Here is a 25,963-nt window from a genome sequence, read left to right as displayed (position 1 = left end):
CCAAGACAACGACCGATTTAGTGAAAAAAAGAAAAATGCCGATTTCGGCAGGTGCAGTCTATTGCCCTTATGAGACCAAAAAACCACAGATATGGAAAACAAACCAAAGCCCGGGAAACAGCTCCTTGCACTGCTGTTCTCGATTGCTGCTTTTACATTCCTTCATGCGCAGAACAGCAGGAGCAGTGTAACCGGCACCGTGCGCGATGAAAAAGGCACGGCGCTTGGCGGCGTTACCGTGATCGCCAAAAACACCAAAACGGATTTTTCTGCGGGCGCGCAGACAGACAGTTCCGGTGTATTCACTTTTCAACGTCTTCCCGAAGGCGGCCCTTACACGTTCACCATCTCTTTTGTTGGATATGAGCAACAGGTCGTAAGCGGTTACCAGGTTACGGGCAGCAAAACCGTTTCGTTATCCATCAAACTCAAAAGCCTTACCGAAACCCTGAGCGATGTGGTGGTGGTAGGTTATGGCACACAGAAGAAACTCAACCTCACCGGTGCTGTGGCGCAGGTGGGTGGTGAAGTATTGGAGAACCGGCCCCTGCCAAACATCAGCCAGGGATTACAGGGTATGATCCCCAACCTTAACATCGTTATGGGCGATGGTAAGCCGGTGCAGTCGCCCAGCTTTAACATCCGCGGTACCACTTCTATCGGCCAGGGCGGAAGCGCCTTGGTGCTGATCGATGGTATACAGGGAGATCCTGCCCTGCTCAACCCGAACGATGTGGCAAGCGTTTCTGTTTTGAAAGATGCGGCATCCGCATCCATCTATGGTGCAAGGGCGGCGTATGGCGTGGTGCTGATCACCACGAAAAACCCGGCACGCGATAAATTTTCGATCACCTACTCTTCCAACTACTCTTTGAAATCACCCACCTCTGTTCCCGATGTGATCACCAACGGGTACCAGTATGCGGTGATGTTTGATTCAGCATGGTCTGCATGGAACGATTATGCACAGACCGCTCAGAACATCAACAAAACACAGCCATTCTCAAAGGCCTATCTCGCAGAATACAAAAAAAGAGATGCAGATCCTTCGCTTCCCAAAGTGGATGTTGTAAACGGGAGCTATGTGTATTATGGCAATATGGACTGGTACGGCGCCTTGTACAAAAAGAACATCGGCTCTATCGACCAGAACATTTCCATTTCAGGAAGCAGCAGCAAAACAAGTTTTTACATCACGGGAAGGTATTTCGGACAGGACGGATTGTTCCGTTACAACTCCGATGATTACAAGATATACAACGTAACAGCAAAAGGAACCTCGCAGGTGTTGCCCTGGTTGCAGGTTACCAATACGACCCAATACTCAAGCAGGTTTTACCACAACCCGCTGAACGTTGGTGAAGGCGGCGGTATCTGGCGCAACCTCGCAGACGAAGGGCACCCCTCTTCCATGTTGTTCAATCCAGACGGAACGCTCACGTTCTCTGCGGCCTACACGGTCGGCGATTTTGTGTATGGCAGGAACGGCATCGACTTTACCAACCAGGTACTGAGGAACACAACAGGCTTTGTTGCAAACATCATCGGAAAAGAATTAAAACTCAAAGGCGATTTCACCTTCCAGAATACGACCGAACTGCAGAAAACCATTCGTGTTCAGGTGCCTTACAGCAATGCGCCCGGCGTGATCGCTTATGTGGGTACAACAACCAACGATATATCGCAGGTAACCAGGCAATACAATTACCTCGCTGGAAACATTTACGCAGAGTATGAAAAGACACTCGGCAAATCCCATTACATCAAATTCCTTGCAGGGTACAACTATGAGCAGTCAACCAACAATTCTTTAACCGCAACACGCAATGGTTTGATCTATTCCAATGCAACGGATATCAGTCTTGCACTCGGACAAAGCATCGTTACCACGGGCGGTTATGAGAAATGGGCAATACTGGGTGGTTTCTCAAGGATCAACTATTCGTTCAAGGACCGTTACCTGATCGAGATCAACGGACGTTACGACGGGTCATCAAAGTTCCCATCCAACCAGCGCTATGCATTTTTTCCTTCCGCTTCCGCGGGATGGAGGATCTCAAAAGAAGGCTTCTGGAAAGTGTCGCCGTCAGCGGTTACAGACCTCAAGATCCGTGCATCGTACGGCTCACTGGGTAATGGTAACATTGCATCGTATGCGTACCAGGAGCAGTTTGGCATTACACAATCAGGACGTGTACTCGGTGGCATATTGCCGCAGTATACCTCGGCGCCGGGTGTGGTTCCCAACGGGCTCACATGGGAAACCGCTATCACAAGCGATCTCGGTATCGATGCATCATTCCTGAACAACCGGTTGAATTTTACAGGAGACATTTACAAACGCAGAACCAAAGACATGTTCACCGTGGGCCAAACGCTGCCCGCTGTGTTTGGCGCAAGCGTACCAAAAGGTAACTATGCCGATCTCACCACCAAAGGTTGGGAACTTGCGGTGAGCTGGAAAGACAGGATCGTGATCGGTTCGAAAGAACTGCATTACAGCATCGGTTTTAACATGGCGGATTATACTGCGGTGATCGATAAATACAACAACGCAACCAGCAACCTGGGTAGCGGATTTAACGATTATTACACCGGCAAAAGAGTGGGTGAGATCTGGGGCTATACCAATGATGGCTACTGGACAGCCGCAAACGTTTCGCAGGCAAAAGCCATGCAGGCGCTGTTCAAAGCATCGAATACCGGAATATGGCTTCCGGGCGACATCAAGTTCAAAGACCTCAACGGAGATGGCGTGATCAACAACGGCGACAACACGCTGGCGAATCCCGGCGATCTTACCGTGATCGGCAACTCGCTTCCACGCTACACATATGGCATCAATTTATCTGCAGATTACAGCGGATTCTTCTTCAGCGCATTTTTACAAGGTGTAGGCAAACAGGATTGGTGGCCCGGTTCGGAAGCAGATGCATTCTGGGGCATTTACAACAGGCCATACAACTATGCCATGACTTACATGCAGGGCAATATGTGGTCTGAATCAAACCCGGATGCATACTTCCCGCGTCTGCGCGGTTATGTTGCACAGAATGGTTCGGGAGAATTGTTCAATGCACAAACCAAGTACCTGCAGAACGTACGGTACATCCGTTTAAAAAACATCCAGGTTGGATACAATTTGCCGGCCGGGTTGTTGGCGAAAGCACACATCAATGCAGCAAGGGTCTATATCTCGGGTGAAAACCTGTGGTCGGCCTCGCCGTTGTACAAACTCACCAGGAACATCGATGTGGAGAACATCGGCAAATCGGATGCAATCCTTACCGGATCATCCAACAATGGAAACGGTAACAACTACCCTATCCTGAAAAGCATTACGGTTGGTTTGTCTGTAACCTTTTAAATGATCAACACTTAAAGAAAATTGTATGCGACATAAAATAAATACATCCTTTTTCCTGGTTGCCGCGATCGTAACATTGCTTGCATCCTGCGGGAAAAACCTTGACCAGGTGCCCCAAAGTACCGCCAGCAAAGACGCGGTTTTTGGAAGCGAAGACGGGCTGAAACTGTACGTGAGCTCTTTTTACAACATGCTCCCCGATCTGAATACGCCTTTCCGCACAGATGCGAACATGTCGGATTTTGGTGCAACCACATCGGTGCCCGATTACCTGCGTGTAGGTGCTTACACCTCAAGACAGGGGTCGGGTTGGTCGTGGAGCGACCTGCGCAACGTGAATTATTTCATTGTGAACTGTAACAACCCTGCTGTGCCATTGGCGGTTCGTGAGAACTACATTGGCATCGCGAAATTCTTCCGTGCGTATTTTTATTTCGAGAAAGTAAAACGTTTTGGCGATGTGCCCTGGTACAGTGCGCCGCTGGATGTTGCCGATTCGGCATTGTACAAAGCGCGTGATCCGAGAACATTGATCATGGACTCGGTACTCGCCGATCTCGACTACGCGGCATCAAAGATCACGGTAACAGATGATGCCACACGCAGCCTCATCACCAAATGGATCGTATACGGATTCAAATCACGTGTGTGCTTGTTTGAAGGCACTTTCCGGAAATACCAGCCTTCGTTCGGGCTTACCGCATCGGCCAACAAATTCCTGCAGGCCGCTGCAGATGCAGCAAAAGCAGTGATGACAAGCGGTAAGTTCTCATTGAACACGGCAGGCGGAAACATGGCGTACCGGAACCTATTCATCAGCGCATCGCCCGTAACCAACGAGATCATGCTGGCCAATGTTACCAGCACTTCCCTTTCAAAACTGAATGATGCCAACTGGTATTTTACCAGCGCCACCTACGGACCGCGTTTCAGTTTTACACGCACGTTCATCAACACATACCTTAACATAGACGGAACACCGTTTACAAACAAACCCGGTTACGACACCATGGTGTTTGCCACAGAAACACAGAACCGCGACCTCCGTTTGCAGCAGACCATACGCATGGGCAGTTACAAACGCATCAACAGCGGAACGCTGTTGCCTGGCCCGCCGGTTTTCTCAAACACCTACACCGGTTACCAACCCATCAAATGGTGCCTGGATGATATGTACTATGATGCGGGAACACTCAACACCAATTCCGTTTCGCAGATGCGTTACGCAGAAATATTGCTGAATTATGCAGAGGCGCAGGCTGAGCTTGGCGCTTTAACAACCGCAGACTGGACATCAACCATTGGTGCATTGCGTTCGCGCGCAGGAATCACAGCAGGGATCAATACATTGCCAACGGTTGCCGATCCCTATCTTATGGCAAATTATTTCCCGGACATCACCAACCCTGTATTGCTCGAGATCAGGAGGGAAAGGGGAATTGAATTAACACTGGAAGGTTTTCGTTTCAATGACCTGGTAAGATGGAAACACGGCGAATTGTTGCAGAACAATGCCTGGAACGGTTTCTACGTACCAAGCCTCAATACACCACTCGATCTCAACAACGATGGTATACTCGACGTGGCGTTCTACAAAACGCTTCCCTCGCCACAGGTTGCAGGGGTAACTTATGTGAATGTAAATGCCGACCCGCAAAAACTTACCAATGGAACCTATGGAGAGATCCACTGGCTGGACAACATTGCGCGGGAATGGAAGGATTACAAATACCTCTACCCGATTCCTTTTGCGGATATACAGATCAATAAAAAACTGGTTCAGAACCCGGGTTGGCAATAATTGCTGCGGGCGCTGAAAGAAGTTGGGAGCACGAAATTCAATCGCTGCTCCCAACTTCTTTCCCGTTGCTGCCAACATTCAAACTCACTACCCACAACAAACTTATCGATCATGAAAATCCGACTGATCCTATTAGCGCTTCTTTTAACCTGTCAGGCTTTTTCTCAACAGGCCAGGCACGTGATCTTTGTAACCATCGACGGTTTCCGCCCTGATTTCTACCTAGAGCCGGCATGGAACACACCCAACCTGCGCGCACTGATGAAGGAAGGTGCGTATGCGAAAGGCGTGAACAGTGTTTTTCCTTCGATGACCTACCCTTCGCACACAACCATCATCACCGGTGTGCAACCGGCCAGGCATGGCGTGTACTTCAACAGCATGTTCGAGCCCATGGGTTCTACCGGGAAAATTTACTGGAACGATTCATCGATCCACGCAAAAACAATATTCGCGGCAGCGAAAGAAAAAGGAATGACAACAGCGGCGCTGTTCTGGCCCGTTTCTGCAGACATGAATGTTGATTACAATATCCCCGATGTAGGAAGTATGGGCGAAACGGTGCGTGAAAAATATTCAAAACCGGAAGGGTTCATTCCAACATTGAAACAGGAAGTCTTCAACACAACAGAAAAGATCGATTACGGCAAGAACCAGAACGTTGCAAAGATCGCGGCTTATGTGATCGGGAAAAGCAAACCGAACCTGATGGTGATCCATGTTTTCTCTGTTGACCACGCCGAACATCTGCAGGGCAGAACCGGCCCGATGGTTGAAGAGGCCATCTCTGACGCAGACGAGGCCGTCGGCATCATCGTTGACGCCCTTAAAAACGCAGGCATCTGGGAAAACACCGTACTGATGATCGGTGGCGACCATGGCTTCTACAATGTATCGCGCAACGTGAATCCGAATGTGTGGTTGAAAAATGCAGGTCTCATCAACAATGCAAAGAACAACGACTGGAAAGCGATGTTCAATTCTGTGGGTGGTTCTTCTTATCTGTACCTGAAAGACCCCTCAGACCAAACAACACTGAAACAGGTGGAAGACCTGCTGGCCAGTCAACCCGACAGCGTAAAAAGATTATACCGCATCATCAACCGCGCGCAGCTCAACAGGATCGGCGCAAACCCGCTTGCAGCACTTGCACTCACTGCAGAGAACGAGGCATCGTTCGGAAACGCAGCAACCGGCGAAGCCGTGAAACCCGGCAAGGGCGGCGCACACGGTCATTTTCCAGACACCCGCAACATACGCACCGGTCTTGTAGTGCATGGCCCCGGCGTAAAGAAAGGATCAGTGGTTGAAGAAATGGATCTGAAAGACATGTCTCCCATCATCGCAAGATTGCTGGGCCTGTCCATGCCACCTATGGAAGGGAAAATACCAAAGGACCTGCTGGCGAAATAATTGATACAAGTAGAAATAACCCGGTTCACAGGAACGGGTTACAGGTAACTCTCCAGGTCGGCGAGCTGGATGGGCTTCTCCAGGATGCGGAAAGGAAACCGCATGGTCTGGTAAAAAGTATGCCCCGAACTGAGTGCGCTGATCAGGATGATGTTCATGCCCGGGAACTGCTCATTGATCTCTTCTGCTTTTGCCCAGCCTGTTCCATCTGGAAGGTTGTTATCGAGCAACAATATATCGGGCTTTGCAAGACGCATCTGGAGAATACCGTCCTGCAAAGTGTGGGCAACAGATACCGAATACCCCAGCTTCCGCAAATGGGACCGGACCAGGATGCACAGATCCACTTCGTCGTCGATGATCAGGATATAGCGCTGCATGGCGAACCAAGACGAAAATCCGTGCCAGTAGAATTTGTTGAAAATCGTAGACAATGTTTCAACTACGAAATAAGGACCGCACAATCGGTCCTTATTTCGTAGTTCGTACTTATGCGATCACTTCATCCAACCGGTCGAGCGTAAACGGTTTTTCGAGCCGGATGAACTGCATGTCTGTACCGCTTACGGGGTACGGAGGAGCGTCGAATGCGGTGAGCAGTATGATCTTCATGCCAGGAAAGGTTTTCTGCATTTTCGCGGCAAGCGCCCATCCCAGGCCATCGGGTAAATTGTGGTCGAGAAAAAGAACATCCGGTGGGTTTTCGTTCATTTTATCAATTCCTTCCTTCAATGTTCCTGCGGTGGTTACATCGCAGTTCTTTTTTGTGTAATGCGCCTTGATGAGCATGCTTCCGTCTATATCGTCGTCGATCACCAGCAGGTTCTTTTTCATAGTCAGTTTTATATTTTATGCAATATCATTAAAAAACCGGCAATCATAGTCACCGGTTGTTTATGCCTTATGGGCAATGCTTTTGTTGGATCAAGCCATTTCCGCGTGTTCTTTCACGGAGGTTACTACATCCTTTCCTTTTTTTAACAGGTCGTCTTTAAGGTCGCACGCCGCTTTTTTTGCCTGCTTCAACATGTCTTTCCCTTTGTCTGTGCCGAGAAAATAATAAATGCCTACCCCGGCTGCAATGGTCAATAAGAGTTTCATATACTGATGTTTTAATTGAATAATAAATCGGTATACAAATACTGTTCCCGGGCGGGCTGGTAAGTTTTTACCCATTTTGTTTGGGCGCGCCCGCGTTGTTGAAGAAATGTTTCCAAAACGTTTGGAAACGTTTGGAAACATTGGCCGGCGGTGACGTCAATCCACGGTTACTTCAAACGGCGAAGCCGGCAATCCTTCCCTGTTGTAAAGATTGGCCCCGTCGGGATTATCTGCCCAGGCGTAACGCACGCTCACCGGAACGGCAAGATCGTCGCTCCATACAATCACTTTATCTCCCTCGATGGTTGCGTTTGCCCAGCTGTATCTTTTGTCTTTGCCCGCAATGGAAAAATAATTGAGCTGCTTGTCTCCTTTTGCGATCAGCCCTGTGCCTGTATGTTCAAATGTGATCACGATCCTGTTGCCGTTGCGCTCCACGCTTTTAACGGTTGGCCCCGAGTAAACAACGGTATTGTTGCCATAAGCCAGTTTCTCCGCCGCCAATGCAAGCCGCTCACCTACCAGTTTTTTATTCAGGGGATGGATGTCGTTCCATTCACCCAGGTCGATCGCTACCGCCATCGCCGTATTGGGAACCGACAGCGTTTTCAACTGCCCGTTCCGCAGCACGGCCCATTCGCTTTCCGAAGGTAGGTATTGCTCTTCCATAAAACCCGGCAATTGCACAAAAAGGAACGGAAGATCTCCCTGGCCCCATTTGGCGCGCCAGTCCCTGATCAATGCAGGCAAGAGATATTGATATTGGGCCGCCCTGTTCGTATTTGCTTCCCCCTGGTACCACACCATGCCCTTCAAACAGTAATTGACCAGCGGAGCGATCATCGTATTGTACAACCCCGTTGGCTGGTTCTGCATCACGATCGGCGCCACGCCGTTGTTGTCCGGGCGAACCGGCGCAAACACCTGCCCCACTTTGTATTGCCAGTCGCCGCGAAGATCGATTCGCAACGCACCGGCTGTAAGCGAATAATTTTTATCGGGAACAAATCCCCCTTTGCCTGCGGTATTGGTTACACGTACAACGATGATGTTCTTTCCCGGCTTCAGAACGCCCTGCGGCACCTCGTATCTTCTCGGTGGATATTGATAAGTGATGTTTCCCACCAACACGCCATTTACATATGCCTGGTCGGCGTCTACAATACGGCCGAGAAAAAGTTTGGCGGGCCCTTTGGCCATTTCTTCCGGCACCTCTATTTCTTTCCTGAACCAGACAACACCGTTCAATCCACGTATCCCCTGGTCTGCCCAGTAACCCGGCAGGAACATCGTTTTCCACCCTTCGGGAACAAAGGACGTGGCGTACCAAGGCGTTGGCCCGCTCGTGCCTTTGTCGGGCTGTTGTTTCACCGGCGGTGCATTGCGGCGCGCCTCTGCCACGGCTCTTGCAACGCCGTTCACATACGATGTGTCTTTCAGCTTCGCGATCGTTTGCAGCTCCTGCGGGAAATTGGCGAAACCTTCTTCACTGATCCATGCCTCTACCGGCGTTCCTCCCACACTCGAGTTGATGATACCGATGGGAACCTGGTGCTGCGCGTAAATCTGCTTTGCAAAAAAATAAGCGGCCGCACCCATTTCAAGCACATTGCGCGGTGATGAGGCTTTCCATTTTCCTTGTGGGATGTCGTCGTGGAGCTTAGATGCATCCGAAACCGTAGGGATGAAAAAATTGCGGATCCTGTTATTGGTTGCACCGCTGATCTCTTCCGGATATTTTTCCTTGACCCGCTCCATCGGTAACACCATATTCGATTGGCCGGAGCACAACCATACATCGCCTATCCATACATCTTTCAAAACGATCTCGTTCTTCCCCGACACCTTCATCGTATGAGGTCCGCCGGCCTGCATCTGCGGAAGCGTCAGCATCCATTTGCCGTCGGGCGCCGTGGTTGCAGTGTTTTTTTTGTTGTTGATGGAAACCGTAACATTTTCTCCCGGTTCCGCCCAACCCCAGATCTTCAACGGTACATCGCGCTGCAGAACCATGCTGTCGCCGATCAGTTTCGGAAGACGTACCTGTGCATTCGTGTTGCCTGCAAACGCAGCAACAAAGAGTAACGGCAATAACAATCGCATAAAATCATATTTAAACCAGGCTATGCAACGGATTGCATAAATAACGGTCAAAAAAAAGACACATGCCCGGAAATGATAAAACTATGATTCTGAAGTTAGGAAAAAATGAATTACAACCGATTGTATTTTGTATTTTACAGGATCAAGCCACCAAACGATTGCAGCATGACAAAGAAAATCATTGCCTTGTTATTGATCTGCGCCAGGCTCCATGCGCAGGATCTACCGCCGCTTACCAATTTTACCACGGCACAGGATCACAAAAACATGATGGATCAACTGGGTATAACCAGGCTTCGGCCGGGGCCCAGCGGAAATGAGAAGGATCCGAACCACGCCAATTACGATGAATCGAAAGCCAACCCCTATCCTGTTCTGCCCGATGTGCTCACGCTGAAAAACGGCAAAAAAGTAACCAGCGCAGACACGTGGTGGAAACAGCGCCGCCCTGAGATTGCAGAAGACATGGACAGGGAAGTGTATGGCCGCGTTCCCAAAAATACACCTTCGGTTACATGGGAAGTGAAGTTGCTCGACAGGGAAGTGGTGAACCGTGTGCCGGTGATCGCGAAGCAACTCATCGGGCATGTCGACAATTCAGCATACCCTTTGATCGATGTAAACATTGAAATGACTTTGGTGCTTCCCGCAAATGCGAAGGGCCCCGTGCCGCTGTTGATGATGTTTGGCTTTGGAAGATTGCCCGCACCAAGCCAACCCTCCCCTGCACAAATGACCAAACTCAACAACGCTTTGAAAACATTGTTGTCGCAAGACACTGCGCTGAAAGCGATCTTTGATGAACACCCCGCCTACAACCTGGTAAGCGTTCCCGCACCACCCAACCCGTTTGCACCGCCACCACCACCTCCGCCCCCAACACCGGATGTGCCGGGCGTTGCGGGCGTGAACAACGATCTTCCTTCGGTGGAGCAACTGATTGCCGATGGATGGGGTTATGCAATCGTAAACCCTTCGAGCATACAGGCCGACAATGGAGCTGGTTTAACCCGCGGCATCATTGGCCTGGTTAACAAAGGGCAACCCCGCAAGCCAGACGACTGGGGCGCACTCCGCGCATGGGCATGGGGCGCGGCGCGGGCATTGGATTATCTTGAAACGTCGGAACCAATGGTAGACATCAAAAACGTTGGTATCGAAGGCGTATCGCGCTACGGGAAAGCAGCTTTGGTAACGCTTGCCTATGAACCTAAGTTTTCAATGGCGCTGGTGGGCTCGTCAGGACAAGGCGGTGCAAAACTGAACCGCAGAAATTTTGGAGAGGCCGTAGAGAGTTTAACAGGAAGCGGCGAATACCACTGGATGGCCGGCAACTACATGAAGTACGGTGCGGCCGAATCAAAGTTCGGAGAGAAAACCGCAAACGATCTCCCGGTTGATTCGCATGAACTGATCGCGATGTGCGCGCCCAAACCAATTTTCATCAGTTACGGCATTCCTGAAAAAGGCGATGCAAAATGGCTCGACCAGCAAGGCAGTTACATGGCGGCCGTTGCGGCGGGCGTAGTGTTCAAACTGCTCGGCGCAAAAGACCTCGGGGTATCGAACGATTACAACACGGAAAAAATGCCGCCGGTAAATACACCCTTGCTCGACGGGCAACTCGCGTGGCGCCAGCACGACCAGGGGCACCAGGACCAGGCAAACATGAAATGGTTTATCCGATGGGCCAACAGGAACATGGGAAGAACACAAACGAATGCAACACGCTGATCGATTTATTTGCTGAACGGAAGATTCTGAAACGAAATTCTTAATTTCAAAATCTTCCGGCCAACAAAAAAATGAGTTCAATGAACGCCCTCCAATACCGCCCTTCCAACGAAAATGATTTTGATGCGATCTATGCACTCTACATGCATCCATCCACCAACCCGCATCTTGCATTTGACGTTGTACCGAAGGAAGAATTTCTTATTACTTACCGGAAACTGTTAACGGAAGGAGAACTTATTGTGGCAACCGGGAACGGGAGCATCATTGGCAGTTACCATCTTTTCAACAAAGAATACCGGCAGGCAGATACGCTTTATCTCGCCACGTTTGTGATCGATCCGTCGCATTGCGGCAGAGGTTATGGATCGATGGTGCTGCGTCACATCATCAACACTGCTGGCGCACGCAAAAAGAACAGGATCGAACTTGAAGTTTCTGTAAGCAATACGAATGCCGTTCGCTTTTACGAAAAACACGGGTTTGTGATCGAAGGTACGATCAGGCAAAGCTACCGCATAGCGCCGCATGCGGTTTATTACGATGATTACCTGATGTCAATACTGATACCCTGGACGGTAATTGTGTGAAGCCTTCTGCCCCACACAATTACGGCCCGGTCAATTCCCTTCCTTGATCCATACTACCGAACTTACTGTTCGCGTGATGCGTTGGGGCGGCTCGGCGGCCTGTGTTGGCGTTGTTGTTTTTGCAGGTTCTGTTACGGGCGCCTGTTCAATGCGGTTGTTGCGGGCGTAATTAGGAATGGCCACCAACGGCGTGCCATCGGCCCATTGCCCTTTGATCACCATTATACCCCGCAGCAGGTCGTCTTTCCATTCGGTTGTCAGCGGCGCCTTCCCTATTTCTTTTTCAATGTCCTGTTTGTCTGCTTTCTCAACGTTATACACCAGCGGGCCGTAACGCAGCGCCACCCTGTCTTTGTTGGCTTCAATCCGCTCGTCTGCGGTGAACTTCTGCACTTCCATCGGCATTTCAAATTCAACTTTATCGCCTGCCTTCCAGGTACGTTTGATCATTGCGTATCCTTTGTCGATCGTTGGCGTAACCGTTTTCCCGTTCACCTTGATCCACTTCAAACCTTTCACTTCTTTATCGGGCCTGTACAACGCACTGGTGGTGCGGTTTGGCACGCGAACATACAAAGTAAACTCCTTTGATGCTTTTGGGTTCACAGTGATCGCAACATTACCGTTCCATGGATAATTTGTTTTCTGGATCATCTGCACATCGGTTCCCGCCACCCGCTCTACATTGATCGTACTTCCAATGAAGAGGTTTACATACAGCGCTTTGTCGCCCGTAACGTATGTCCATGTAGGGATCATCAGCAATGTGCGCGGGATGTTTCCAACGCAGCATGGGCAAACATGCCAGGGATCCCGCGGCTGCGATGACGACAAAGGGTTGGTATAATAAAAATTCTTTCCTTCCAGGTCGAGCGAACCAAGCAAAGCGTTGTACATAGTCTCTTCGTAATTGTCAACATACTTTGCATCGTGGTAGGCAAGGTTCATTTTATACTGAAAAAAGATCAATCCCGCACTCGAACACGATTCGCAATAGGCATTGTTGCGCAATGAATAATTACCGCCAAAACCTTCGGATGTTTCGCCGCTTCCGATGCCGCCTGTGACATAATATTTCTTGTTGGTAAGATTGTTCCACAACGACATCACCGCGCTCTGGTAATCCACATCGCCGGTTTCTGCAGCAACATCGGCCATTGCAGAATAGTTGTACGTGGCGCGAACCGCATGCCCTACCGCTTCGTATTGTTGTTGCACCGGAACATGGCTCTGGTCGTATTCACTGCCATCCTTGCGGCTGTCGAGTAAGAATTTTGCAAGTTTAACATAGCTGTCTCCTTTCCCGTTTCCTTCCATATCATTTACAAATCTTCCGAAACGTACAAGCGCCTGCTCCATTTCCTGGTGGCCGTCGTACCATTCTTTTTTTCCCGGGCCGATGTTGCGCACCCAGCAATCGGCGAGTTTTTTTGCCGCATCGTACAGGCGCCTGTCTTTGCCTTCTGTCAATGTGTAATGGTTGATGGCAGATTCAATAAAATAACCTGCTACATAACCTTCGTGGTCTCCCCTGTTCCTGGGCGACCATCTTTCCTTCCACCGCGCAGTATCGCGCAACGTGAATGCAGTATGAAGGTAACCATCGGGTTCCTGCGCCGCAAGTATGATCGGGATCCACCTGTTGAGTGTTGCCCGCATTTTATCCTGCGCAGCGATCATGTCCTTATCGCCTTTCGGATCCACCATCAAAGCGATACAGATCGATTCAACCGTCTGGTGCACCCACGCATTGGAGAAAACATATCCCTTGTGCCTGGCATGCAGTTCACCACGTATGGCCTTTGCGGCCTCGATGAAATTGTCGATACCGCCCTGGCCAATGGTAAGGTCGGTTCTTTCGTTCTGGTCGATGCAGTACGGGATCCAGTTCACGATCATCGCTTTCGCGCGGTCGTTCCATAATTTGTTGTCGATGGAATATCTTTTTGTGTACACAACATCCAGCCGTTTGCCCGTTGGTGGTTGATGCACCTTCACTTTGATCCGGCCGGATGATGCGTTGTTTTCTGTTTCCGCCGCCTTAAGTTCCAGCACATAATCGCCCAGGGCGCTGAAAGTGGCGCTGCCATTGAGTTCTGAAGGATTGGTGAATGCAACTGTTCCGGGGCCGGAGATCTTCTTCCATTCAACTTTTGAAAGTTTGCCTACCGACTGCACCGCTGCTGCCAGGTATGTTTTACCGCCGATCATCACATCCCTGTCTGCTCCTGCATTTACCAATGGCGGGGGATTGGGAGAATTGTCTGTTTTGTAAACAACCCATTCCAGTACACTGGTAATGCCCCATTCCGCTGAATCCAGTTCCAGCCGCATGCGGGTTGTTTTTATCTCGTCGAAAGATGTGCTGTTGAGCCGGTTGTTCACCATTGCGAGCCCTTGCGTATTGGGCAGGGCAACAAAACTAGTCCCGTTCCAGTACTGTAAACGGTAGCCTTCGGGTAAACGGATATTACCGTTGTAGTCCCAGAAAAAAACGCCAACTTCTTTTGTGCTTACGGCCCTTGGCCATTCGTATTGCACCCAAACATTGCTGCGCGGGTTTCTCGGTGGTGTGCGTGGCCTTGTATTGTTTACAACCACCGGTGCGGCGCCATCGTTCAGTGTGCTCACAGGCTGCCCGCTCCTTGCGGATGTGGTAACGGTTGCAACCATTGCGAGATTGGGCCTGGTAGTAATGGGTTTGTTTTCCTGTGCGGCAACAGATACGGAGGCCAATACAAGCAACAGCATTATAGAACGGAACAGTTTCATCTGGATGAATTGTGGTGATGGAAAAATTCAGTTCTAAAACTATTCGTTATCCTTCGCTGATCACGTTCTCTTTTTAACTGAGCATGGACGTATTTTAACCAGTTTGCGAGAGCATAAGAAGTAAGAAGCAACGCATCGTGTTACATAAACCGCTCCGGGTAAAAAGCATCGGTTTTAACAGAGGGCGCGCGGTTCGTTGCAAGCTCGGCGATGAGTTTGCCCGTTGCCGGCCCAAGGCTCAATCCCATCATCGCATGCCCACCGGCATATAACATGTTTTTTATTTTATTACCGTAGCCGATATAGGGCAGGCCATCCGGGGAGCATGGGCGGAAACCGTACCATACGTCTTCTTTCGCGGGCATTTCAAGGTCAAGGCCGGGTAAATAATCCGCCACGGATTCAACAATACCCTGCACGCGTTTCATGTTCACCTGTTGGTTGATGGCGTTGATCTCCATCGTTCCGCCGTAACGCATGCGTCCGCCCATTGGTGTGATGGCAACACGCGCCTCGCAGAGGATCGCGGGAACATTCAGTTTTTTTACCGGGTTATCGATCGTGAAAGAATATCCTTTCCCGGGAACAAGTGAAAGATCGATGCCTGCCAGTTTCATGAGTTCGGGCATCCACGATCCGGCGGCCATTACAAAAACATCGCCCCTGATCTCGGAACTGCCTGCGATCACATTTTTAATGGTATTGTTTTCAACAACGATCCTGTTAACCTTTGCTCCTGTATGAAAAATAACGCCGTTGTTTTTGAGGTAACTGATCAGCTGGGCGTTTAATTTGTCGGGCGATAAATGCGCATCGCACTGGTAATGCACCCCACCGATCGCATTGATGGCAGCGCCGGGTTCGATCTGCTGCAGTTCTTCTTTTGAACGCACAACCACATCAAGACCCATGCTGCGCGCGGTTTCGGCGAGATGGATCTCTTCTTCTGCCACCTTTTCGGTTTTGTAATACATGATGATGCCTTTCTTTTCCAGCGCAAAATCAAAACCGGGTTGCGTGGCAAGGTCCTCATATAATTTCTTGCTGAGCAGGTTCAGATCGCGCAGGTACGGCGCCGCATGGTTCACATTTTTTTCATTCGCGCTGCGGATGAATTTCAATCCCCATTTGATCAAGGAAAGGTTGAGCGAAGGCTTTACATAAAAAGGGCTCTTCGCATCGAACATCCACCTGATCCCCTGCGAAACGATACCTGGCGCCGCGAGCGGAACAAAATGGCTGGGCACGATCATTCCCAGATTGCCGAGCGAGCAATTATCAGAAAGATCGGTCCGGTCAACAACCGTAACTTCGAAACCTTCGCGCAGGAGATAATAGGCGGAGCTCAATCCAATGATCCCGCCGCCGATAACAACAGCTTTCATAATCTGGTCTTGTTAGGCTACTGCCTCTTCGAGTTTCAAATATTCAGGTAATTCAGGGCGTGTGGCAATCGCTTTGTCGATCGTAGCCTGTACTTCTCTCAGTTCATCACCCGTTACCTGCAAACGCGGCGCACGCACATTGGTAGAACCGATGCCCGTTGCGGCAGCAGCGAGTTTGATGTATTGAACGAGTTTGGGATGAATATCGAGTTCGAGCACCGGCATGAACCACCTGTAGATCGCGAGCGCTTCCGGCAAACGGTTTGCCTTGATCAACCTGTACATGGCTACGGTTTCGCGCGGGAATGCATCTACCAGTCCTGCCACGAGACCGTCTGCGCCCATGCAAAGACTCTCGAGCGAGAGGGTATCAACACCTCCGAGGATCTTGTAACGGTCGCCAAAACGGTTTTTCATGCGGTTCACATTCGATACATCGCGTGTTGATTCTTTAACGGCTTCGATGTTTTTAACAGCAGCCAGTTCTTCAAACATATCGAGTGTTACGAGGATCTTATAATCAACCGGGTTGTTGTAGATCATGATCGGCAGCGATGTAGACGCTGCAACCGCTTTAAAATATTCAAGCGTTTCGCGGTCGTCTGCTTTGTAACGCATCGGCGGCAGCAACATCAACCCATCTGCGCCGTCGGCTTCTGCTTCCTGCGCAAGCGCAATGGCGGCCTTCGTGGTTTGTTCCGCTATATTGATGATCACAGGAATAGCATCGTTCAAAACCTTTTTTGCAAACAACAGCAGTTCTTTCTTCTCCGAGTTCAGCAAAGCGCTTGCTTCACCCAATGAACCACCAAGAATGATACCATCAACACCGGCCTCAACCTGGGCATCGAGGTTCTTTTTGAACATATCAAAATCCACTGCATCGTCATTCGTGAAAGGCGTCAATAATGCAGGGTACACACCCTTCCAGGTTACTTTTGGCATAGTACAAATTTTAATTTACGCAAATGTAAAAACGGCGCATGCGCGCGGTTTCTTTTGAATTACCTGTTTGTAATAGTATTTTAACCGGTTGAGATCGGGCAAATACCCGTTTAAAAAAACACAAGTTCGGTAATATTTTAACTAATTTTAGCATCAATTGGAAATTTAGGGATAAAATCTGTTGAATTCCGTTCCTGCTTACCGAAAATTAACCCCGAGATGAAAGTATTGCAATTTACATTGCCTGTGCCCGGCGACAACAACATCATCATCAAACGAGATGTGCTGCCTTATTTTTACCAGCACCTGCACAGGCACGATGAGATACAGATTACGTGGATACAGAAAGGCGAAGGCACTCTGGTGGTGAACAACAACATGCATGTTTTCGGCCCCAATGAAATTTATTTTATCGGCGCCAACCAACCGCATGTATTTAAAAGCGACCCCGTTTATTTCGATGCCAAAAGCAAACGCAATGTGAAGGCATTGTCTATCCACTTCAATCCCCAGGGAAAACTGCGCCCCTTCCTCGAACTTGCGGAAATGAAACCCATGCTTGCGTTCCTCAAAAAACACAACAACGGTTTCAGCATCCCGGAAGAACATGTGCCCGATGTGGCGCACAAAATGGAACTTGTGCTTAAACACAAGAACATGGACCAGCTCGTTTCATTGATAGACCTGTTCAAAAAATTCGCTTCGATACCCAAGCTCAAAGAACTGTCGAGCATCTACAATCATTCGGAAGTAAGTGAACACGATGGCATCCGGCTCAGCAATATTTACCACTACATCATGGCCAACTATGCGCGTTCCATCACGCTGGAGGATGTGGCACAACAGGCTTTCATGACACCACAGGCCTTCTGCCGTTACTTTAAAAAAAGGACGCTGCATACCTTTGTATCTTTTCTCAACGAAGTACGCATCAACGAAGCCTGCAAAAAATTAACGGCCGGCGATGCAGAGAGCGTAAGCATTTCAGCCATCGCCTACAACAGCGGTTTCAATACCGTAACCAACTTCAACCGCGTATTCAAAACCATCGTCGGCAAATCGCCAAGCGAATACCAGGAGGATTATTTTAGGAGTGCGTATGAAGAAACAACAGTATGAATAATTAGGAATTAGGAATTAGGAATTAGGAATTTTTATTCATGTACTAATTCCTAATTCTTAATGGACGCTGCATACCTTTGTTTCTTTTCTAAACGAAGTACGCATCCACGAAGCCTGCAAAACATTAACGGCCGGAGATGCTGAGATCGTAAGCATTTCAGCCATTGCCTACAACAGCGGTCTCGTATGAATAATTAGTAATTAGGAATTAGGAATTTTTATTCATACCCTAATTCCTAATTCCTAATTCCTAATTTTTAATTGTTTCTATTCGGTGGTTCAACGCCCAGCAGGTTTTTCACAAAAAAATCTCTTTTTTTCGCACGCCCATAAGGTCCTCCATCACTGTGGCCCATGCCGGGAACGGCGAGGAAGTCGAAGGATTTGTTGGCTTTGATGAGTGCATCTACAACGCGGTAAGTGGATTCGGGCGGAACGTTTGTGTCGGCCTCTCCAACGATCAGCAATAGATTTCCTTTGAGTTTGGCTGCGTTGGTGATGTTCGATTGTTCATCGTAGTGTTTGCCTACGGGATAACCCATCCACTGTTCGTTCCACCATTGCTTGTCTACGCGGTTGTCGTGGCAGCCCGCCGCAGATACAGCGGCCTTGTACCACTCGGGATGGAACAGCAGGCCACCGAGGGAGTTTTGTCCGCCTGCGGATGTTCCATACAATCCAACTTTACCCGTATCTGCCTGCGGGTATTTGGTTGCCATGGCACGCATCCAGGCGATGCGGTCGGGGAAGCCTGCATCGGCAAGGTTCTTCCAGCATACATCGTGAAACGCTTTGGAGCGGTTGGCTGTGCCCATGCCATCGATCTGCACCACGATAAAACCAAGTTCCGCCATGCTTTGCATTTCACCGAATGGCGAAAATGTTTTGGGAACAAACGCATCCTGCGGGCCGGCGTAAATGTTTTCGATGATGGGGTATTTTTTCTTCGGGTCAAAATCTGTGGGCCTGCAGATCACACCCCATATATCGGTTTTGCCATCGCGGCCTTTTGCATGAAATACTTCGGGCAACCTGAATCCCGCCTTTGTGTACCTGGATACATCGGCTTTCTCAATGTCCATTATTTTTTCACCATCGCTTGTGTTGCAAAGCACGGCAACGGTGGGTTGGTTCGGCGTTGAATAAACATCAACGAAATATTTTTTATCCGGCGAATACGAAAGCCTGTGGTTGAAGCCGGGTTTCGTAAGGGTGATCCTATTTTTTCCATCAAACCCGATGCGGTAGTAATGTACGTTGTATGGATCCTCGCCCGCGTTCATGCCACTTGCCTGGAACCAGATCTCGCGTTTTTTTACATCAACGCTGTCGATGTTGCGCACCACCCACTCCCCTGTTGTAACCGGGTTTTTTACGGTTGCATTTTTTGCATCTACCAGGTAAATATGGCGCCATCCATCTTTCTCCGTTACCCAGAGGATCTCGGAGGTTGCAGGAAGGTAATAGGTAAAGATGCGTTGCTCGTAAATGAACGTTTGCGTTTTTTCGTCAACGATGTTCCTTGTGGAGAGATCATCCGCATTTACTTCGATGATCCGGAAACGCTGGTGCCCCCGGTCAACGCGCTCGTACATAAAATGACCGGGATCGCCATCGTTCCAGCGCAGCCTTGGCGCGTCAAAAAAATCGATGATATCGGTTGCCACTTTATTGTTCGATTTGTTGGCGATGTTTACCACGTGCATCTCGTAGGTAGTAAAGTCATCGCCCGGCTGTTTGTAGGGTTGTTGTTTCAGCTCGCCCCGCGTTGTGCCGGGTTGTGAGGTTAAAATATAATAAACGGGCTTGTCTACCACGCGTTTTACCCGGTAGGTAACAAGGTATCTGCTGTCGGGCGACCATGTAACGTCGGAATAAGGGATGTCCTGCGTTCCATCTGTTGTGGCCATCACCGGGGCGCCGCCTTCTGTTGGTGTGATGGTGATGTTGTAGTCTTTGATGGCGACCGTATATTTTTTATCCGGCGAAACCAGGTTCTGTCTCCCGCGCTGCCAGCGGCTTGTGGCGCGGGTAAGGTTTGGATAGGAAGTTGTATCAACGGGCAATGAATGTATTTTTGAAAGCTGGTACGAAGCGAGGTCAACATCAAAAAACAGCGTGCCTGTGGCGATCGCTATCCTGTTTGTACCCGGGTACACATAAATATCTTTCAGCGCCAGCCTCCGCGAATCAACCGTTTTGCCGGTTGCCTGTGTTAAAGAAGCAGCAAGTTTAACGGGGTCGAACAACACCTTTTTGGTGTTCTGTGATGGATCAACAAACACATACTCCGCAACACTGTCAGCCAAAGTGTTCCGGTACCAGAACGAAGAGGCGCCCGACCAGTTGGGCACTACATTGCTTTTGAACACCGAACGTCTTGCAAGCGTATCCAGTTCGTTTGCGCGTTTGTAACGTTTCGCGATTTCTTCGCGCGTAGGCGCATATGCGGTAACAACGGGCTTTTGCGCGGTTAAAGAGGAAATGGACACAAGCAAAAGAAGACACAGGAAAAATAAACGTTTCATCAGGCAGAAAGTTTTTGGGTACCAGATCGTGGCTAAAGCATGAAAGTAAACCAAGCCAAAAGCGGCGTGTTGGCAGATATTAACTAGTTGTGGTTTGATTTTAGCAGCGGAACCGAATATAGGCCTGCCCTGAAATAAAGAAGCCAGGAAATAAATTTCCTGGACTTCCTGTCCCATGTGAATTAAAAACAGCGTTCAAATATATTTGTCGTGCAGATAATCCTGAAGTATGTGCATTCCAAATATGCTTTTCTTATTTTTAAATTTGTTTGCCATAATTAACCCAGGCTTTGCAGATGTTAACCGTTGCATGCTATATACCAAATTAATTTAATTTCAACGATATGTTTACAACCCATACTTACAGCGTGCGCCGCAAACGGCTGGCGGAAGATCTGACGGACGGCATTGTGCTTTTACCGGGCAATGAGGAAAGCAGTATGAATTATGCCGACAACCTTTATCATTTCAGGCAAGACAGCAGCTTCCTGTATTTTACGGGGATAGACCGCCCCTACCTCGTGCTGGCGATCGATGCGGAGAGCGGGGAAGAGATGTTGTTTGGCGATGACCAGGGCATTGAAGACATTGTATGGACGGGCCCGCTCACCAAACTCACCGAGCAATCGGCGCGTGCCGGTATTGCCAATGTGCGGCCGATGGGATCGCTGCCGGCTTTACTGCAGAAGGCCGCTGCCAAAGGGAGAAAGATCCATTACGTAAAACCTTACCGGCCGGAACTGATCTTAAAACTGGCGTCGTGGATGAACGTTACCGTTAAGGAATTGATGGAAAATGTTTCATTGCCGCTGGTCAAAGCGATCATCGCGCAGCGTTCCCTCAAATCAGTGGAAGAAATAGCGGCGATAGAAAAAGCCGTGGACATTACGGTTGATATGCATGCGGCGGCCATAAGTATTTCGAGGGAAGGCATGAACGAATCGGAGATCGCCGGCCGTCTGCAGGGCATTGCGGTAAGCAGCGGCGGGCAGCTCGCATTTCCCACGATTCTTACCGTGAATGGCCAATACCTGCACAACCATGCCGCGGGAAATGTATTGCAGAACGGCCAGATGGTTTTGTGCGATGGCGGCGCAGAAACGGCTATGCATTACGCGGGTGATATGACACGCACCTTTCCTGCAGGTAAAAAATTTACCGCCATGCAGTCGGAAGCATACGATATCGTTTTGAATGCACATACAGCAGCTGTTGAGATGCTCAGACCCGGCATCCTTTTCCGCGATGTTCATTTCAAAGCCTGTGAGGTGCTTGCCGAAGGACTGAAAGAGCTAGGGTTGATGAAAGGCGACAGCAAAGAAGCGGTGCAGCAAGGGGCCCATGCGTTGTTTTTTCAATGCGGGTTGGGACATATGATGGGGCTTGATGTGCATGATATGGAAAACCTCGGCGAAGCATACGTTGGTTATTCAGACACGGTTAAAAAAAGCACGCAGTTCGGTTTGAAATCCCTGCGTCTTGGCAAAGAACTGGAAGAAGGATTTGTGCTTACGATCGAGCCGGGTTTGTATTTCAACCCATATCTTATGGATGAATGGGCCGCGACAAAGAAGCATGCGGGTTTTATCAATTACGATAAGCTGGAACCCTTCAGAACCCTGGGCGGCATCCGGATCGAAGATGATTACGTGATCACCGGGAAAGGCAGCCGTTTGCTGGGTAAAGAACTGGTAAGGGATCGTTTGGGAATTGAGGCGATGAGATGACAGACAGACAACTTGTCAACCATTGCTTGTAAACGGTTGACATCTGTTTTACAAACGTTTACAAACGGATGCATAGGTTTCACTTCTCCCCGCGGTGATGTTCATGCCCGTATCGTTAATATGCTTATGTTTAACAGCAATAACCGCCTGCCTATGAACCGCATATTGTTGATTGGTTTGTGCACGATCGCTGTCCTGCAAAGTTTTGCGCAGGCGGCCGCGCCAAAAACCTTTGGCTATCTTTCTGCGGGTAAATTAAAAATATATTACTGCGACCAGGGCAAGGGGCCGGCGGTTGTTCTTCTGCACCCGGGTTTCCTGGACATGCATATATGGGACAGGCAGGCCGATTCACTTGCGAAAGACCATCGCGTAATACAGCTTGATCTTCCGGGTCATGGGCAATCGGCCGGTGTTGATACCAGTATCCGCATTGCAGAAGTGATCTACCGCGTAATGCGTGTGCTCAATGTTCCGAAAGCTTCGTTTGCGGGGATCTCGCTTGGCGCCTCGTGCGTGATCGATTTTGCATTGGCGCATCCTGAAAAAGTTTCGAAGCTGGTGCTGTGCTCACCGGCCGTCAATGGATGGGAAGACGTAATGAAAAGCGATACGATGGGAAAACGCGTATACGTAAGGCCCGACAGTTATTTCAACACCAATGAACCAGATCTGGTGGTTGAGAACTTCATTCATTATTGGCTCGATGGCCCCTACCGCGAAACGGCGCCCGTGGATGCGGCTGTGCGTGCGTATGTGACCAACACCGCTTCCGGCAAAGTAAAAAGAAAGAATGTAACGGGGCCCTTGTTCGACAAACGGGTGGCCGCCAAACGTATTTCACAGGTACGTAAACCCTTGCTGGTATTGTACGGGAGGCTTGATATACCTTTTACCAGGCAGGTTTCGGAATTTTTGCGGAACAAAATAAAAAATACGCAGGTTCGAGTTGTTGACAGCGCCGCACATCTCTTCGTGTTGGAAAAGCCTGAAGTGATAAGAAATCATTTAAAGGAATGGCTTCAATAACAGCACTCGTATTATTGAACAAAATAATATGCGTGCGGCCGAAAAAGACTTTTCACCCGGAATTCTCAAAAAACAAATAAATTGGCTGCTCAAAAAGAGCACTGAACAATGAGAAAGTTCCTTCTTGTATTACCTGTTGTTTTATTTTCCTTTTTAAGTTCACATGCGCAGCTGAGCAATGTTGAAGCAAAAGCGGCTTACCTGCTGGCAGAAGATGCGTATGGAAAAGGCGACTGGAAAAAAGCATTGTCTTACCTGGATGAGTGTAAAAAGAAACTCGAGTCTACCAACTGCAAGATCCTTTACCTGCAGGTGATGGCGGAGGCAGAGATCGCGAAAACGGTTCCCAGTTACTACGATAGCGCGCTCAGGTCGATCAGCGATTTTGAAAAAGCGCCTGATCTGAAAGACTTTACCGAAGAGAAAGTTTTGGAAGTGATGAAGGCGAAATACACGATACGGGAGGCGCGCGATAAGATCGTTTCAGATGCGCGGTTGAAAATAGAAAATGCAGAGAAAGGTTCGATAGCCATGAAAACGATCTCCTGGGAAGGTTTTCCATTCGGCGTATCGTTTGATGAACTGAAAGAGAAATTGGAAAAGGAAAACAAACCTTTTTTTGAGCGAAAAACAAACAAGATCAAAACGCAAAAGGAAGGATCCAAACTGGTCTACGACAACTACTGCTATTTTGCCGAAAACACCGCCGGCTGCAGGGGAAAAGGTTTGCGTGGCGTTTATTTACAGGACAACATCATTTACGGTTATACGGGAACGCTTGATTATTACTCGGTATCCGTGGGTGGCCTGAGCCGCAGCGATGCCGAAAAACAGGCGCTTGCCACCTGGCCGGCTTATTATACAAACCTGTTTGGTTTTGAACCAACCGTTACTGCGGCCGGTTCAATACGCCATTACAGGTGGGAAAAAGATGGCAAATCGGCTACACTTGAATACAGTTCGGTTGTGCTGAATGCTGAGAACTGGTATGTGAGCAACAGGTTGACGGTGATCGACAGTAAAGCGATACCAGCGCCTGTTCCAAAGAAATAGACAGAAGATCCGAAAACAAAAAGGTTGCCGTTTACACGCGGCAACCTTTTTGTTTGCTGTTATTGGCGGTGATTATTTTTTTGTCAGTTTGATCTCCATATTCTTGTATGGCTTTCCTGTTTTCATATCGGGGCCCCACATTTCCATCAACTGGTTCTTATCGTCGATGATCCTGAAGGTCTCTTTCATATCGCACCATTTTCCGTTGGGAGCGCAGAACATCTTGCCCGTGAAGGTGATGGTTTTGCTTGCTTCGTCCCATGTACCGTCGAGGTTCATTACAGATGTGCTTTGGTTATCCATCCAGCTGCTGATGAATACTTTTCTTGCATTGTCGTAACCCGTTGTTCCGATGCCCTCAAACGGCGCACCCATCATGTTACCGGAGAAGAGCATTTGCTGGTAGCGACCGCCGAGAATCATTTTGTATACCACGTTCCCGGTTGAAACCATGGGCGGCCCGTCGGGCGCCATCCACATGGTGGTTTCGGCTTTCCAGTTTCCGTTCATTTTGGCGAGCATTTCGTGCTCTTTGCCCGGTGTGGCGGCATCCATCATGGCTTTCATGGCGGTGGCCGAGTCTACCGGCACCCATTCCGATTTGTTATCGGCTGAAGCGGTTGCAGCAGCGGTTGAATCTGTTTTTGCCGGCTCCGTTGTTCCGCTCTTACAGGCAGCAAACAACAATGCAACGGCGCAGATGGCAATGGCAATGTTTTTCATGTTATAAGGTTTAGACAGGTAAGATACGCTTTTCGGATGCAAGCTGCAAGTGCAGACTCCAAGCTGTGGCCTGCACTGGCAAGCTTTTTTTGTCCGCATTACTATGCGAAAATCAAAATCGACTTCTATGTGGGTACTTTATGCGTTGCTCGCGGCGTTTTCGGCTGCGGTGGTTACTGTGTTGTCGAAAGCGGGGATCAGGAAAGTTGATTCTAACCTTGCATTTGCCATACAGGCGGTGATGATCCTGGTGGTTACCTGGATCGCGGTGGCGGTGAATGGCAGTCTTCCTGAGATCGCATCGATCGACAAAAAAACATGGATCTACCTGCTCATAGCCGGAGTTGTTACCGCGGTTTCATCTATGCTCACTTTTCGTGCATTGAAAGATGGTGATGCCTCCCAGGTAAACCCGCTGGAACGTGTTTCATTGGTATTTGCCATCGTGCTTGCGGCGATATTCCTCAAGGAAAAAATCACATGGCAGGTAGTAACAGGTGGCGCGCTGATGACAGCAGGCGCACTGGTGATCGCTTTTGCAAAACGCGCCTAGCCCATCGAGCCAAGAAA

19 protein-coding genes are annotated in these 25,963 nt (G+C 49.2%); 10 read left to right on the top strand and 9 right to left on the bottom strand.

Translation table 11 applies throughout. From position 1 onward, the window contains the following. The first annotated feature begins 91 nt into the window (after nucleotides 1-91). The 3 genes from GWC95_RS09330 (at nucleotide 92) to GWC95_RS09320 (ending at nucleotide 6,581) form a co-directional block, all read left to right on the top strand. Entirely contained in the window at nucleotides 92-3,367 is a 3,276-nt protein-coding gene (locus tag GWC95_RS09330; RefSeq protein WP_161818433.1) for a SusC/RagA family TonB-linked outer membrane protein, read from the top strand. A 25-nt stretch (nucleotides 3,368-3,392) separates the two neighbouring features. Beyond that, entirely contained in the window at nucleotides 3,393-5,168 is a 1,776-nt protein-coding gene (locus GWC95_RS09325; protein ID WP_161818432.1) for a RagB/SusD family nutrient uptake outer membrane protein, read from the top strand. A 111-nt stretch (nucleotides 5,169-5,279) separates the two neighbouring features. Further along, a complete protein-coding gene (locus GWC95_RS09320; RefSeq protein WP_161818431.1) occupies nucleotides 5,280-6,581 on the top strand; it encodes an alkaline phosphatase family protein in 1,302 nt (433 codons plus the stop codon). Between the two features lie 38 nt (nucleotides 6,582-6,619). Here the strand turns inward: GWC95_RS09320 and GWC95_RS09315 are convergent, their stop codons facing one another. The 4 genes from GWC95_RS09315 to GWC95_RS09300 all read right to left on the bottom strand — a co-directional run bounded on the left by GWC95_RS09315 (nucleotide 6,620) and on the right by GWC95_RS09300 (nucleotide 9,785). Further along, on the bottom strand, nucleotides 6,620-6,961 hold the full coding sequence (locus tag GWC95_RS09315; protein WP_161818430.1) for a response regulator: 342 nt from the start codon (nucleotides 6,959-6,961) through the stop codon (nucleotides 6,620-6,622). Between the two features lie 109 nt (nucleotides 6,962-7,070). Continuing rightward, a complete protein-coding gene (locus tag GWC95_RS09310; RefSeq protein WP_161818429.1) occupies nucleotides 7,071-7,415 on the bottom strand; it encodes a response regulator in 345 nt (114 codons plus the stop codon). 90 nt (nucleotides 7,416-7,505) lie between these two features. After that, nucleotides 7,506-7,682 (bottom strand): YtxH domain-containing protein, encoded by a 177-nt coding sequence (locus GWC95_RS09305; protein ID WP_161818428.1) that lies wholly within the window; start codon nucleotides 7,680-7,682, stop codon nucleotides 7,506-7,508. A 156-nt stretch (nucleotides 7,683-7,838) separates the two neighbouring features. Continuing rightward, entirely contained in the window at nucleotides 7,839-9,785 is a 1,947-nt protein-coding gene (locus tag GWC95_RS09300; protein ID WP_161818427.1) for a sialate O-acetylesterase, read from the bottom strand. 165 nt (nucleotides 9,786-9,950) lie between these two features. Here GWC95_RS09300 and GWC95_RS09295 point away from each other — a divergent pair, with 165 nt between their 5' ends. Further along, on the top strand, nucleotides 9,951-11,519 hold the full coding sequence (locus GWC95_RS09295; protein WP_161818426.1) for a glucuronyl esterase domain-containing protein: 1,569 nt from the start codon (nucleotides 9,951-9,953) through the stop codon (nucleotides 11,517-11,519). 80 nt (nucleotides 11,520-11,599) lie between these two features. Then, entirely contained in the window at nucleotides 11,600-12,109 is a 510-nt protein-coding gene (locus tag GWC95_RS09290; RefSeq protein WP_161818425.1) for a GNAT family N-acetyltransferase, read from the top strand. A 30-nt stretch (nucleotides 12,110-12,139) separates the two neighbouring features. Here GWC95_RS09290 and GWC95_RS09285 read toward each other — a convergent pair whose 3' ends face one another. From GWC95_RS09285 to GWC95_RS09275, 3 genes are all read right to left on the bottom strand, one after another. Beyond that, nucleotides 12,140-14,881 carry a glycoside hydrolase family 127 protein gene (locus tag GWC95_RS09285; RefSeq protein ID WP_237722118.1) on the bottom strand — a complete coding sequence of 914 codons (2,742 nt, stop codon included), beginning with the start codon at nucleotides 14,879-14,881 and terminating at the stop codon, nucleotides 12,140-12,142. A 140-nt stretch (nucleotides 14,882-15,021) separates the two neighbouring features. Next, nucleotides 15,022-16,266, bottom strand: a complete 1,245-nt coding sequence (locus GWC95_RS09280; RefSeq protein ID WP_161818424.1) for an NAD(P)/FAD-dependent oxidoreductase — start codon at nucleotides 16,264-16,266, stop codon at nucleotides 15,022-15,024. 12 nt (nucleotides 16,267-16,278) lie between these two features. Then, nucleotides 16,279-17,211, bottom strand: coding sequence for a dihydrodipicolinate synthase family protein (locus GWC95_RS09275; protein ID WP_161818423.1), 933 nt, complete (start codon nucleotides 17,209-17,211; stop codon nucleotides 16,279-16,281). 219 nt (nucleotides 17,212-17,430) lie between these two features. Here GWC95_RS09275 and GWC95_RS09270 point away from each other — a divergent pair, with 219 nt between their 5' ends. After that, entirely contained in the window at nucleotides 17,431-18,330 is a 900-nt protein-coding gene (locus tag GWC95_RS09270) for a helix-turn-helix domain-containing protein (RefSeq protein ID WP_161818422.1), read from the top strand. 260 nt (nucleotides 18,331-18,590) lie between these two features. Here the strand turns inward: GWC95_RS09270 and GWC95_RS09265 are convergent, their stop codons facing one another. Next, nucleotides 18,591-20,861 carry a S9 family peptidase gene (locus GWC95_RS09265; RefSeq protein ID WP_161818421.1) on the bottom strand — a complete coding sequence of 757 codons (2,271 nt, stop codon included), beginning with the start codon at nucleotides 20,859-20,861 and terminating at the stop codon, nucleotides 18,591-18,593. A gap of 344 nt (nucleotides 20,862-21,205) precedes the next feature. Between GWC95_RS09265 and GWC95_RS09260 the strand changes: the two genes are divergently transcribed. The 3 genes from GWC95_RS09260 (at nucleotide 21,206) to GWC95_RS09250 (ending at nucleotide 24,670) form a co-directional block, all read left to right on the top strand. Next, nucleotides 21,206-22,588, top strand: a complete 1,383-nt coding sequence (locus tag GWC95_RS09260; protein WP_161818420.1) for an aminopeptidase P family protein — start codon at nucleotides 21,206-21,208, stop codon at nucleotides 22,586-22,588. 153 nt (nucleotides 22,589-22,741) lie between these two features. Beyond that, nucleotides 22,742-23,617 carry an alpha/beta fold hydrolase gene (locus tag GWC95_RS09255; RefSeq protein ID WP_161818419.1) on the top strand — a complete coding sequence of 292 codons (876 nt, stop codon included), beginning with the start codon at nucleotides 22,742-22,744 and terminating at the stop codon, nucleotides 23,615-23,617. A 108-nt stretch (nucleotides 23,618-23,725) separates the two neighbouring features. Continuing rightward, nucleotides 23,726-24,670, top strand: a complete 945-nt coding sequence (locus GWC95_RS09250; protein WP_161818418.1) for a hypothetical protein — start codon at nucleotides 23,726-23,728, stop codon at nucleotides 24,668-24,670. 72 nt (nucleotides 24,671-24,742) lie between these two features. Here the strand turns inward: GWC95_RS09250 and GWC95_RS09245 are convergent, their stop codons facing one another. Further along, nucleotides 24,743-25,393: a DUF1579 domain-containing protein gene (locus GWC95_RS09245; protein ID WP_161818417.1), complete on the bottom strand. Its 651-nt coding sequence runs from the start codon at nucleotides 25,391-25,393 to the stop codon at nucleotides 24,743-24,745. Between the two features lie 127 nt (nucleotides 25,394-25,520). On the opposite strand from GWC95_RS09245, the gene GWC95_RS09240 reads away from it, so the two are divergent. After that, entirely contained in the window at nucleotides 25,521-25,946 is a 426-nt protein-coding gene (locus GWC95_RS09240) for an EamA family transporter (RefSeq protein WP_161818416.1), read from the top strand. Nucleotides 25,947-25,963: the final 17 nt, after the last annotated feature.

The organism is Sediminibacterium roseum, from assembly GCF_009939005.1.
GTDB lineage: Bacteria > Bacteroidota > Bacteroidia > Chitinophagales > Chitinophagaceae > Sediminibacterium > Sediminibacterium roseum.
This window is presented reverse-complemented; position numbering and strand designations above follow the sequence as displayed.